The 11,733-nt window shown below is 58.2% G+C and carries 10 protein-coding genes and 1 tRNA gene; 1 reads left to right on the forward strand and 10 read right to left on the reverse strand.

Translation table 11 applies throughout. From position 1 onward, the window contains the following. Nucleotides 1-31 precede the first annotated feature (31 nt). From BLT26_RS10235 to BLT26_RS10265, 7 genes are all read right to left on the reverse strand, one after another. Entirely contained in the window at nucleotides 32-451 is a 420-nt protein-coding gene (locus BLT26_RS10235; RefSeq protein ID WP_091513104.1) for a type IV pilin protein, read from the reverse strand. A gap of 48 nt (nucleotides 452-499) precedes the next feature. After that, complete coding sequence (locus BLT26_RS10240) at nucleotides 500-2,488, reverse strand: type IV pilus modification PilV family protein (protein WP_139169489.1); 1,989 nt, start codon at nucleotides 2,486-2,488, stop codon at nucleotides 500-502. Between the two features lie 30 nt (nucleotides 2,489-2,518). Then, nucleotides 2,519-3,661 carry a hypothetical protein gene (locus BLT26_RS10245; RefSeq protein ID WP_139169490.1) on the reverse strand — a complete coding sequence of 381 codons (1,143 nt, stop codon included), beginning with the start codon at nucleotides 3,659-3,661 and terminating at the stop codon, nucleotides 2,519-2,521. A 47-nt stretch (nucleotides 3,662-3,708) separates the two neighbouring features. Further along, nucleotides 3,709-4,488 carry a PilW family protein gene (locus BLT26_RS10250; protein WP_175453082.1) on the reverse strand — a complete coding sequence of 260 codons (780 nt, stop codon included), beginning with the start codon at nucleotides 4,486-4,488 and terminating at the stop codon, nucleotides 3,709-3,711. A gap of 1 nt (nucleotide 4,489) precedes the next feature. After that, nucleotides 4,490-5,155 carry a GspH/FimT family pseudopilin gene (locus BLT26_RS10255; protein WP_091513118.1) on the reverse strand — a complete coding sequence of 222 codons (666 nt, stop codon included), beginning with the start codon at nucleotides 5,153-5,155 and terminating at the stop codon, nucleotides 4,490-4,492. Between the two features lie 1,017 nt (nucleotides 5,156-6,172). Further along, nucleotides 6,173-6,260: transfer RNA gene (locus BLT26_RS10260), tRNA-Ser, on the reverse strand. Nucleotides 6,261-6,473: 213 nt separating this feature from the next. Next, nucleotides 6,474-7,037 carry a nitroreductase family protein gene (locus tag BLT26_RS10265; protein WP_091513121.1) on the reverse strand — a complete coding sequence of 188 codons (564 nt, stop codon included), beginning with the start codon at nucleotides 7,035-7,037 and terminating at the stop codon, nucleotides 6,474-6,476. A 252-nt stretch (nucleotides 7,038-7,289) separates the two neighbouring features. Between BLT26_RS10265 and BLT26_RS10270 the strand changes: the two genes are divergently transcribed. Beyond that, nucleotides 7,290-8,690 (forward strand): adenylate/guanylate cyclase domain-containing protein, encoded by a 1,401-nt coding sequence (locus BLT26_RS10270; RefSeq protein WP_091513125.1) that lies wholly within the window; start codon nucleotides 7,290-7,292, stop codon nucleotides 8,688-8,690. A 60-nt stretch (nucleotides 8,691-8,750) separates the two neighbouring features. On the opposite strand, the gene BLT26_RS10275 is transcribed toward BLT26_RS10270, so the two are convergent. The 3 genes from BLT26_RS10275 to queF form a co-directional block, all read right to left on the reverse strand. Continuing rightward, on the reverse strand, nucleotides 8,751-10,205 hold the full coding sequence (locus BLT26_RS10275) for an alpha/beta hydrolase (protein WP_139169492.1): 1,455 nt from the start codon (nucleotides 10,203-10,205) through the stop codon (nucleotides 8,751-8,753). A gap of 41 nt (nucleotides 10,206-10,246) precedes the next feature. Continuing rightward, nucleotides 10,247-10,768 carry an HdeD family acid-resistance protein gene (locus BLT26_RS10280; RefSeq protein ID WP_091513132.1) on the reverse strand — a complete coding sequence of 174 codons (522 nt, stop codon included), beginning with the start codon at nucleotides 10,766-10,768 and terminating at the stop codon, nucleotides 10,247-10,249. A gap of 106 nt (nucleotides 10,769-10,874) precedes the next feature. Continuing rightward, nucleotides 10,875-11,720: an NADPH-dependent 7-cyano-7-deazaguanine reductase QueF gene (queF, locus tag BLT26_RS10285; protein WP_091513133.1), complete on the reverse strand. Its 846-nt coding sequence runs from the start codon at nucleotides 11,718-11,720 to the stop codon at nucleotides 10,875-10,877. Between the last annotated feature and the right edge of the window lie 13 nt (nucleotides 11,721-11,733).

Here is an 11,733-nt window from a genome sequence, read left to right on the forward strand (position 1 = left end):
TGGTGATTTTGAAGAAGTATTTACACCAGGATTAATCCCAGCAACCCGCCGGGGATTTGGTACCTGCGGGATACACAATTTGGAGTGGATCACAAGCGCTGTCAGCGGCCTGACTTCCGACAGGGTCGGCAGTGATGGTGTAACTGTTTCCGCCAGCTGCTGTCACCGCGATGGTGTAAAAGCCTTCCTCGCTGGTTGTACGGAAATTCAGGCTGCTATTTGCAGCATCAGCTCCACAATTATCTGCTGCGGCGAGTGTCCAGGCATAGAAGCGACAGTTCGCACGGAATTTCTCCTGTGCAAGCTGGAGCTTTAGCAGTGCTGCTATGCCATCGGACCGCCGCGACTTGCGTACTGATTCCTGATATGAGGGAATCGCAATCGCCGACAGTATCGCGAGGATCGCAACGGCGACTAGCATTTCAATGAGGGTAAAACCTTTGCTGCGCATTTTTCTGACACTATCGAATCGTTGATAAAAGACCCGAACATCTAAAGCTCAAGGACACAAATCGAGATCGTTTTGAATATCGATATTCAGGGCGTTCTTACCACTTATTCCTGTGGCGGTGGCAACACCGCCATCCAGCACGAGGGGCCCCGGGGTACCGATCGCCGGGCAAGTGACACCACCACTGAGAGTAAATGTGAGCGCGCCATCCCAGCCCCCTCCCGCATTAGCATCATAGGAATCGGTGATACACTCATAGAACAGGCCTGCGTTGCCCCAATAGCAGGAGCCACCGCTGATCGCTACACTCGCCAGGACCTTGTTTTCATTAGCCGTATCGACCCGACCTGAAATCAAGGCATAGTTTCCTGCAACACAACCAATATCGTTACCGGAACTATCACCTTTTACCGAAAGCAACTCCAGCGGGCTTGGACTACAGGATAGCTCCAGCTCCTTTCCCGGTGCCTCGGCATAGATCATCCCATTCCAGCCGGAACCCCAGTCGTAAACATCGCACTCATACTCTGCCTGGTTGTTGACAAAACCTGATAACAAGCAATTTCCCGGGCCATCCGAGGTATACACCTCAATGGCATCGAGAATTCCCTGGGTAACGGCTGCGCCACTGTTAGCGGACACAGATATCGATCCACGGACAATATAGCGCTCAACGGGCGGGGCAGTTGGGTCAAACGGACAAGTGGCATCATGCCCGTATTTATCGCTGGCATAGCTATCCAGATAGTCGCCGTTCAGGCATACGAAGTCGTCCGGGTTTCCGGCAAACAGGTCTCCCGGATCTGCACTGGTTGCGTCCGCTCGAACCATGACCCCTTGCGAGATGCAGTTACTGCCGCCCGTGCTGTCCGCAGACAATGATGAGATAACAAAATCGTGCGGATGATCGCCATTAGCGGAATCGCCTAAGACAGCTCCATCGGCAATGCCATGGGATTTATAGGCAATAACGCCCTCTTTAGTAACAGGCTCGCCGCCGTCGTTAAGGGTATAGAGCATACCGCGGTAGGCCCGGCGAACCGCAATTACCGGTGCCTCCCAGTTATTTGTCGAGACAGGATCACCCTGGCACACCTTGTCGGTTTGCTTTATGCCACCAGAGAGCAGTAGCCCTATATTGCCGTGCCAGCCCCCGCCGAGATAACAGGTGTAGTGAAAGTAGGCGTAATCGCCGCTTTTGGTAAGCAAATCAGAGCTGGTGGCTTTATCGATCGCTATTCCCTCTTTTTCATCAGCCGAGGAGAAGTAATAGCGAGTGCAGAAAGCGGCATCCGATGCGTGCACAAAGACGTCAGCCGGAGCAAGCTTGCCTTGCGTAGCCTTATCGATATAGACCCGCCCCATAATTCGCACAAAATTTAGACACTCCGCATTATCCGCCTTACATGCATCCTCCAGGGTCAATACGATCTTGTTCCCGAAGACCAGCTTTCGCTCACCGTCGGCAATATACATTTTTGTCCCGTCGTTATTGGACGGGGGGTCCACGCCTTCCGGTACCGTGCCCTCTCCCAACCTTGCTCGCCCTGTCGGGGAAGGCACCAGGAAATCATTACGGACAGCTGCCAGGGCACCCGGGGCACCCGGCGCCGTGTATGCCAGCTCAGTATCCAGGCTGACGGCCTGTGTCTTTCCGGCAGCATCCATCCACTCCACGCTCACCGCAACTGAACGAAGCTGGCCGTTTGCCACAATAGTCTCTTTGCGAGCGAAGCTGGCGTTCACTCCGTCAATTTCCGCCAGATTGGAATCTGTGCCAACAGGATAGAGGGCATAAAACTCAGCAAGTGACCCGGCTTCATGCATGTAATTACGCATCTCTTCGAGGCGGCCCTGGGCAATCGCCAGCGCCTCTGTCCTGGCTTTGCTCGCGGCGCTAACACCATAGAAATCTCCCTGCAGCTTCCCCAGGGCCAGGACACCGACAGCCAGGACGAACATGGCGATCAGCACCTCAATAAGACCGATACCCCTGGCCTGGCTCATCACCTCGAGTGCTTTTCTTGCTCTACCCATGAAGCTCCCCACCTCGCCAGTGGATCATTTTTAAAAGTCTTTCCACGTGCCAGCCATTCCTATCCGTGCCCCGGCGTTCTCCAGATCATTTAAAACATCGGAGTTATACCAGATATCCATGCTTCCGCCCGCACTGCTGGAAATATCGCCCGCGATGACAATCGAGCCCACTACGGTCATATTTCCCTTGATATTCGCATTTCCAGTTACAAAGACGAGGCCATTAAAGTTAGGCGTGCCCTCGAATGTGGCATCTCCATTAATAATAACGATCGATGGCTCGCTGTCGTCGGCCTTGCAGGTCTTATTGCCACTGAGCGCAACTGTGCAACCGACTGACGTATTGTTTTCGAAGGTAGCATCCCCTTCTACCCAGACAACCTCGTGCGTTGCGAGCTGAACATCACTATTTACCTCCGCAGAATTCGTCTCCAGTGTTACCAGGCCCGAATTACGATATGCAGCCGGAGTCATGCCAAAGTAGTTCTGGAACATTTGCGTCGGGGTAAGATTAGCCAGGCTGGAATCGTTCTCAATCACGTCCAGCCCAACGGTGAGCTTATTGGAGGAGGACACGGTCTTGCAGGTCATTGAGGTATCCATACATAGGGGATAGCCGGAATCCCCCATATCGGGCACATTGGTGGCCGTACTGTTATTTGAGCCCAGGTCAACCTCGCCACCGCTCCAGACGGTACTGTGGCCCTCCGGGTTGTGTATTGTGGCAGACCCATCGATTACAACAGTACCTTTGGATATCATTGGATTTGACGGATCGTTGGCTAGCGGATCGGCGACACCCAGCAGCTGGCTGATCGAATGTTTTGCAGTCCGGTCATCACTGAAGCCAGTGGAAATGACTTCTATCTGGAAGCCCTTCGGGTTGGTCTCTACGCTTACACTAGCCTGACCAATGGCTACCGAGCTGCTGTCGCCCATACCGTCATTATCGGTATCAAAGACCGGATCGATAGAGCCATCTCCGTCCCGGTCCGGCCCATCGCCAAGATATTCAAGCGCTGTCGCGAGGCCAGCCTCCGCAGCTTCGAATGCCTGCTTGGCCCGGCCGTCATTGTTAGTGAGAACCTGTTCCTGTCGTACAAAGTTAAATGTCGTCAGGGTCGCGATGGCGGTCAGGGCCAAAATCAGTACGGAGAATATCAGTGTCGACACTCCCCGCTGCTTGCATAGGTACACCGATGTAAAAGTCGCACTCCTCACTATCGTTCCCTCACAAGATCATTCCTGACCCTGACAGACTGCCTTACTGACACCCTCACATCACTGTCACCGGTCAGCACTCCCGCCATGGTTATCGCGATCTGTCGTACCTCTACTGTGATATCTCCCATGGCTGGTGCTGTTTCAATGCAGTCGAATTCCTTTGCATCATCAATTCCATTCTTTCCATCGTTATCCAGGCCGTCGGGCTCGCGAAGGTTTAAGCAAGTTGAGGGGGCGGCGGGATCAGCTGAATCGAATGTCAGCTGGGTGATCTCGATCAGGTTTCGGTCGGTAATATCCTCCCACTGCCCCCCAGCATCATCGCATTCATCATGCCGGGTGTTACTCGTATCGCCACTCAGGCGCATTTGGACAACGCCATTGTTTAACCGGAAGCCGTGAATATCCTCGCCGTCCAGGACACCACTATCGCTGGAGTCATATGCATACAGGATGCATTCACCGGAGTCAGCATCTCCCGCCGGGGTACTGATCGACGTCCGCACAGCCAGTGCAGTCACATCCACTGTATTAAAAGGGTTTTTCAACGGGTCGGTTGCGGCGTCGCGCCAGTAGCCGGCACGTCGAATATCCTGAACCATCACACTCATCAACGTCATCAGGTCCTGATTCAGGCGACTGGCCGCTATCGAGGACCCACTATTGATAACCGTGGTCAGGTATACCGACGAGGCTGCTCCGAGGACGACAAGGCCTATGGTCAGCGATATCATCAATTCGATCAGGGTAATCCCCCGCTGTTGCTTAAGCCTCATGTCAGCAGTCCGTGTCATCGGCCGGAGCCCTGTCCGCGTAACCATGCATGCTGCCATCCGGTGAGCAGATCCTGACCTGGCCCAGCAGTCCCACCTTGACCATCAGCTGCCGGCCACCATTTGACTGCAAGAGGATGCGACCGGTGCTGGGGTTGCCGAAACTTTCCATGGCAGTGCCACGCACCGGCTCAAATACAATTCTGCTGCCATTGGTAAAGTCGGAAAGCGTCATATCAATACCGTCATGCTCCGTGGCGCGGAATAGCATCAACACCTTATCTTCAGCATCGATGGCGCCACCCAGGTCATGGACATTTCCATCCCCGTCATCGACAACCAGAGTGCAGGCATCAATCTGGGATGCAACTAGCTGCGCGGTGTTACAACTTCCGTCATTCGCGTCGCTGACCCCATAAGCCCAACCGCCAGCGCCATCAACCGTGAAATTGACCCCGACCTTCTTTTTTCGACTCAGGGCCTCGACCCGCGCCCGCTTTATATGCGAATAGACCTGCTCACTGGCACCTTTCAGCTCCTGTGCATCGAAGAAATTCCGAAAGCTCGGTACCCCCATGGCTAGCAAAATGGAAGCAATTGAAAGCGTTATCATCAATTCCAACAGGGTAAATCCCGGATCCATCGCTTTATTCAGGTTTTCACGGGGCACGAGAGATGTTCCTTATCTAATCGTTTTACGGGCCATCCTGCCTGGCTTGCAGTAACCCCCTCCCGTAATGGCTGGCTATTTTCCAGCCTTGCTGCTGACTCCCCCTCCACCCTTCACTTCGAATCCATTGAAGCTTAAATAGGTTTAGGCGCCGCTCTGCCGTCGGCGTGATGAAGTGCACAGTTCGTAGATCGACTAATCAAGGTAGTAGGGAACGGCCGTTACGCTAGCGCTAATCGATGATCGTCGCGGCAACAGGAGTGGATAGGTGCCAATTTTTTGAAGTAGCTTCCAGAAACGGCTTTTGTTAATGGAAGATCTGGCAACAACAAGCGCTTTCCAGCAGCAAATATCGGGAGGGATGCGCCAAACTATCTTTATCTAAAAGGCGAAGAGAGGCCTGGCCGGCTAAAGGGCAGACCGGGGAGAATACGGAAGGGATGGGACCTAAATACGCACAGGCGTGTTTCACCCGGGCTCGACGTGGTCCTCTTGGCCCAACTCGCTTACGCGAGTTGGTCGAACCACGAGGGTTCTCACCCTCCCCGCAACGCGGTTAAACAAAAAAGCCCGGCGATTGCCGGGCTTTCATTCTGTGCCTCAAGGAGCGTCAAGCGGGTATCGCCCCTGAAGGGATTAGCTTCGCTTCGCTCGCTGGTCTCCGGCAGCTCCGCTGCGTGGACTCGCACTGCGTGCTCGGGGCTTTGCCCCGCCGTCGCAGGCTCCGGCGCCCTGATTCGGTTCGCGAATCGGTCGGCTCGAACGGGGGTTCTCATCCTAGTCCCCCTCGCCGTCGTTAAACAAAACGGTCCGGCATGGGCACAAAATCAGATCGGAGCGAGGATACGGGAGGGATGGACTCAAAACACGCTACGGCGTGTTTTGACCCTACGGGCTCGGCGCAGGCGCCTCGGTCCCAACTCGCTTACGCGAGTTGGTCGAACCACGAGGGTTCTCACCCTCCCCGCAACGCGGTTAAACAAAAAAGCCCGGCGATTGCCGGGCTTTTTTGTTTAATGGCGGTGAGGGAGGGATTCGAACCCTCGATACCTTTCGGTATACACACTTTCCAGGCGTGCTCCTTCGGCCACTCGGACACCTCACCGAAACTGCTTGTCGCGTATTGGGCGCTGGTTGCTGCCTCTGCACGCCTGCATCAATCTCCCCGGCCGGTGGACGCTCGCAGGGAAAATTGTCTTGCTAATCAGGAACATAGCTCCCGTTCAGCGAGCGCGCACTTTACATAATGGGAAGCCCGGACGCAAGCTTTTGGGGCAAAAAGAGTGAAAAATCGGCCCCCTGGGGCCTGTTCGCCCCCCTACTCGCCCGTCCAGGAGCTGAAGAAGTCCATCAGGGCCAAGTCCGGGGCCTCGCGGGGGGGCTTTTTCGGGGTGCCAAGGTAGATGAAGCCCTCGATACGCTCATTGGGGGCGAGACCCAGGCCCTCCGCAACCAGCGGGTCACTGGCCAGGGGGCCGGTGCGCCAGTAGGCACCGACGCCCTCGGCGAAGGCGGCAGTGATCATGGCCTGCACGGCGCCGGCCGTAGACTGGCGCTGCTCGATATGGGGCACCTTGGGGTGGTCCTGCAGGGTGGTGATGGCCACCAGTACCAGGGGTGCACGCAGGGGCATGGCGAGGGTCTTCTCACGCTTGGCCTCCGAGAGCGGCCCTTCGGATTGTTCCATCGCGCGTAAATAGACCTGCCCAAGCCTCTCGCGGGCGTCCCCCTCTATTTCCAGGAAGCGCCAGGGGCGCAGGCAGCCGTGGTCGGCGGCCCGCAAGGCGGCGCGGTAGATGTTCTCGCGCTGGCCGGCAGAAGGCGAGGGATCGATCAGCTTGCCGGAGGATACCCGGTTGTGCAGGGCGAACAGCGCGTCCATGGACTCTCCTGTTGTGCTTGTTATCTGAATCTAGGCGTATTCTACCCCATGCAGACAACGCACTCATTGTTCTAAGCTGTCCCACCTGTCACCATAAAAAATGCAACAGGTTTCGCATTTTCCCTTGTTGGGGAGTACACTGCAGCTCTGTCCTTAAGGGACAGGTACCGAATAAAAAGATGCCAGATAATAAGATAGATGCCAGTAAAAGATGCTGGTTATTTTTCATTCAAGGACAAAAGATAACCACCAATGTCGATCCTGGATGAGCCGGAGATTACGCCGGGGCGCAGCCTGGAATCTCTGTATCCACTTTATTTCCGCACCCTGATCTGCTTTGCCTCCGCAGGCACCCTGGTCAATGCCGTCAACTGGTCGTCGCAGTGGCAAGGTGATGACTGGTTGCTCGCCGGCATGGCGGTGGTACTGCTGGTCTATACCGGCGTGGCGTTTTACATCGCGCGCCAGTCGAGCCCCGGCTCCGAAGACCTGGTCAACCGCTGGCTGTCCTTCTTCGATAGCGCCCTGGTGGGCATCGTGCTGGCGCTGGTGGACTTCAGCCTGCTGCCGACCATGCTGTTCGTCACCATGATCCAGTTCAATTCCCTCACCCAGGGCGGGGGGCGACGGTGGTTTGAGCACAATACGGGGCTACTGGTAGGGGTAGCTATCGGTTACCTGCTGCACCGCCCCGCCCTGGTGATCAATGCAGACCTGAATATCAGCGCCGCCAGCCTGATTAGCGTCTTCACCTACTTCTGCATCTATGCCTTTTACACCCATACCCAGCTCGACCAGCTGAAACGCGCCAACCGTTCGCTCACCGCCGAGCAGCACGTATCCAAGATGCGTACCTACAAGCTGTCGAAGTACCTGCCACAACGCCTGTGGCGCGCTGTCACCACCGGCCGTGAGGAAGAGCTGGTCACCGAGCGCAAGCTGCTTACTGTATTCTTTTCGGATATCAAGGACTTCAGCCAGCTCACAGAAGAGCTCGAAGCCGATACCCTGACCCAGCTCCTCAACAGCTACCTGTCGGAGATGGCCCGTATCGCCGGCCAGTACGGTGGCACCATCGACAAGTTCATCGGTGACGCGGTGATGGTGGTATTCGGCGATGACGAGAGCAAGGGGCCCAAGTCGGACGCGCTTCGCTGCGTGGCCATGGCCCTGGCCATGCGCAAGCGCGTGCGCGAGATGAAGCAGGAGTGGTACAACAAGGGCATTGCCCGCCCGCTGCAAGTGCGCATGGGCATTAATACCGGCTACTGCACAGTTGGCATCTTCGGCACCGCCAACCACCAGTCCTACACCGTGATGGGCACCCACGTAAACCTGGCCGCCCGCCTCGAGGGCGCCGCCCAGCCTGGCGAGATCCTGATCAGCCACGAGACCTGGGCCCTGATCAAGCAGTCAGTCATGTGCCGCGACAAGGGCCATGTAACCGTCAAGGGCTTCAGTACACCGGTGAAGGTCTACCAGGTAACCGACCTGCGCAAGAACCTGGGCGGGCAGCAGAGTTACCTGGAGGATCACGCCCCGGGCTTCTCCATCCATATGGACCTGGACAAGATCCGCAACTACGACAAGGACAAGGTGCTGCAGGCGCTGGAAAAAGCGGTCCAGACGCTCAAGAGCAAGGTTATTATGTGATAACACCCTCCGCCGGCTGGCTCGACTTCCTTGCTGCCGGCGGTGCCATTCGACTACCCATCACTCCAGCCCCATAAACTGCACAGTGCGATTTTCCAGCCAGTCATAAAAGGGATTCCAGCGCAGGCGCAGCTGCGTCGCTGCACTGATGGCCAGGACCCCGCGCTCACCACGCAGGGCCAGGTTGCCGAGCTGGATGCCCGGGCCGGGATCCGGATCACCACCGTAAACCGGGTCTTCCGGGGAGAATGGCAGGGCCACATGGGAGAGCGAATACACTCCTGCTGGCCACTGCAGCCCTACCGGCAGTTCTCTGGCCCTCCCCTGCCCCGGTAGCCACTGCCGGGCCACCACCTGCGGCGCAGCCGGGTCGGCATTGGTCACCAGTGTCAGGGCGTAGCGCCGCTGCGGCACCTGCCTTAATGCATCGATCATTTTCCCCGGGTCCCAGGTCAGCAGGTGCTCCACCTCCGCCTGGCGGTTGATATCGAACAGGACCAGTTCATTCCCGTCGGCAGGCAGGAGATTGAAAAGGTGACTGATCACCGCCGGGGCCTGGACGGTGGCATCCACCACCGACGAAAATGACAACACGCGGGGCATGTCCTGCAGTCCGTCCCCCTTGGCGAGCTCGCCCAGCCGGCGCTGGATCTGCCTGGTCAGCTCATGGGTTAAGGTGCCCCCGTTTACCGCGAACGAGCCGTACTTGAACGGCTCGTATTCCAGCAGCTTGACGCTGTCCCATTCCAACTTTTCGATTCCCAGCAGGCGTCCCAGCCGGGCCTGCCATACGGCGAGCGCCGCCACCCTGGCGACCCCGATCTCCGGCGAGAGCAGGACCAGGGACTGCACCGGGGGCAGGCGGGCATCATCCAGCGCGGCCAGCGCATAGTGGACAGCCAGCGCCGCACCGTTGGAGTAACCGACGATATGAATTGGCCGCCCACCTACGGATGCCGACAACTGGTGCATGGCCAGCTGCACCGCAGCCGCCATGTCCTGCCAGTCCACGTCCACCAGGCCCGAGGGCACAGTGCCGTGGCCGGGAATCCGCAAGCCCAACACGGTAGCACCCGCCCGATGCAGCCTGTGGCCAAGGTGCCGGAGGCTATAGGGGGCATCAGTCAACCCGTGTAACAGGAGCACCGCTGCGCGGGCATTTTCTGCCTGCAGCAGGAAGCTGCGGTTCCAGTTGGTTGGCCAGCGGGCGGGATCCGCCAGGCTGCCGCGGCGGTAGCGGTTGATGCTGAACGCGCCGGCGGGCCGGGTTTGGGCGTACACCTCCCGGTCCAGCTGTGCAAACAGGCGGTCTTCCAGGGCCAGGTATTCGGCAAAGGAGGTAACCGGGGATTCCCGGGTGTATTCGGCATCCAGGACGGCGGTATGCCAGACCTGCAGGTCCGGCAGGCGCTTTACGTAGAGCGACAGCAGCACCAACAGTGCCAGCAGGGCACCCATGCCGGCGCAGCCCAGTAGCCGCACAGCCCTGTGAGCGAGGCGAGGAAGTATGTTCACCCTTGCTGGGGCTTCGCCGGCCCGGCGGGGGCTGGCATGGCTCAGGCGCGTACGGCCCTGCCGCCGACGACCATGATCATGCCGATAAAGAACAGCTTGATCCCGAACAGGATGCCGAGGGCCCAGACGCCGGAGAAGGGAAACTGCGCCCAGAGCAGCACGCCGAGCAGTATCGATACTATGCCGCCCAGGATCAGCCAGCCGCGGCTACCGGCACCCCGGGCACTGACTCCCACTGCCAGCTCGGCAATTCCATCGGCAATGAAATAGATAACCAGCAGGATCGTCAGCAGGCCGGACAGCAGTATCGGGTTGGCAAGCAGGATGACCCCGGCAACGATCGTCAGCACACCCAGGGCCAGGTTCAACAGGCCCTTGCCAAGGCTGCCGGCGCGGAAAGACCAGATCAGGCGGAATATACCGCCGACCAGCACCAACACACCGATCAGCATGGCAATGGAGAGGCCGGTGAAACTTGGGGCGAGTATTGCAAGGATGCCGAGAATGATCGTGAGAACGCCCAGGGCCGTCATCGACTTCCCCGCACCGCCTGTGTCAACCATAAGAACCTCCCAGTTCGACCGGAATAAAGAACCATACCGATATTAAAGACCCTCGGGGGGCATTCGGCAGGGATTGCGCGACCGGCGCCAGCCCGGGAGCTCGGAGTTACTGTCGGGCTAGTCGCCCCGCCAGCTCCGCCACGGCTTTCCTGCTTCTCAGCGGATTGATGTCCAGCCCGCCACGGCGGGTATAGCGCGCGCACACGGTGAGCGCCTTGAAGTCCGCCAGGCCCATCAGGTCGCAGAACATCCTCTCCACGCAGTGTTCATGGAAATCCTGGTGTTCGCGGAAAGAAATCACATAGGCGAGCAGCGCTTCCCTGTCCAGCGCCGGGCCCTGGTAGTGGATGAAGACTGTCCCCCAGTCGGGCTGGCCGGTCACCGGGCAATTGCTCCGCAGCAGGTGGCTGTAAAGGGTCTCCTCCACCAGCCGCCCCTCAGCCTCCCCGTCATCGCAATCCAGGCGGAGCAGCGCGGCATCGGGTTCGTAGCGGTGGGTTTCGATATCCAGTCTGTCGAGGCAAAAGCCCCTCGGTGCCTGCACCGCCAGTTCGTCACTCTCGACGTCGAAGAGGGTAACCCCGACCTCGGCACCGGCGGCCGCCCTCAGGTCGCTGGCGAGCGTGTCCCGCACCTCATCCAGCGAACCGAACTCGGTCTGGTTCAATGAATTCAGGTACAGCTTGAACGATTTGGACTCCACCATGTGGGGACTGGTGGCAGGGAAAGTGAAGCGGCCCACCGCCACCTGCGGTACGCCCCGGGGATTGAGCCACGACAGCTCGAACCCCCACCACTCATCGTGGCCACAGAACGGCAGCTCGCCCTCCATCAGGCCCAGGTGGGCGCGCGACACATGCCGTGGGATCGGGTGCAGCAGATCGGGATTGTAGCGGCTCTCGTAGGAGGTCTCCTGCCCCAGGGGCAGGTCCTGCCAGTCTTCGCGGTCCATGGTGCTTCTCTTA

The organism is Microbulbifer yueqingensis, from assembly GCF_900100355.1.
Lineage (GTDB): Bacteria > Pseudomonadota > Gammaproteobacteria > Pseudomonadales > Cellvibrionaceae > Microbulbifer > Microbulbifer yueqingensis.

What these genes read in the sequence shown, in the direction of transcription:
- BLT26_RS10235 (WP_091513104.1), bottom strand. Translation starts at nt 451, where the DNA reads ATGCGCAGCAAAGGTTTTACCCTCATTGAAATGCTAGTCGCCGTTGCG.
- BLT26_RS10280 (WP_091513132.1), bottom strand. Translation starts at nt 10,768, where the DNA reads ATGGTTGACACAGGCGGTGCGGGGAAGTCGATGACGGCCCTGGGCGTT.
- BLT26_RS10240 (WP_139169489.1), bottom strand. Translation starts at nt 2,488, where the DNA reads ATGGGTAGAGCAAGAAAAGCACTCGAGGTGATGAGCCAGGCCAGGGGT.
- BLT26_RS10250 (WP_175453082.1), bottom strand. Translation starts at nt 4,488, where the DNA reads ATGAGGCTTAAGCAACAGCGGGGGATTACCCTGATCGAATTGATGATA.
- BLT26_RS10265 (WP_091513121.1), bottom strand. Translation starts at nt 7,037, where the DNA reads ATGGACGCGCTGTTCGCCCTGCACAACCGGGTATCCTCCGGCAAGCTG.
- queF (WP_091513133.1), bottom strand. Translation starts at nt 11,720, where the DNA reads ATGGACCGCGAAGACTGGCAGGACCTGCCCCTGGGGCAGGAGACCTCC.
- BLT26_RS10270 (WP_091513125.1), top strand. Translation starts at nt 7,290, where the DNA reads ATGTCGATCCTGGATGAGCCGGAGATTACGCCGGGGCGCAGCCTGGAA.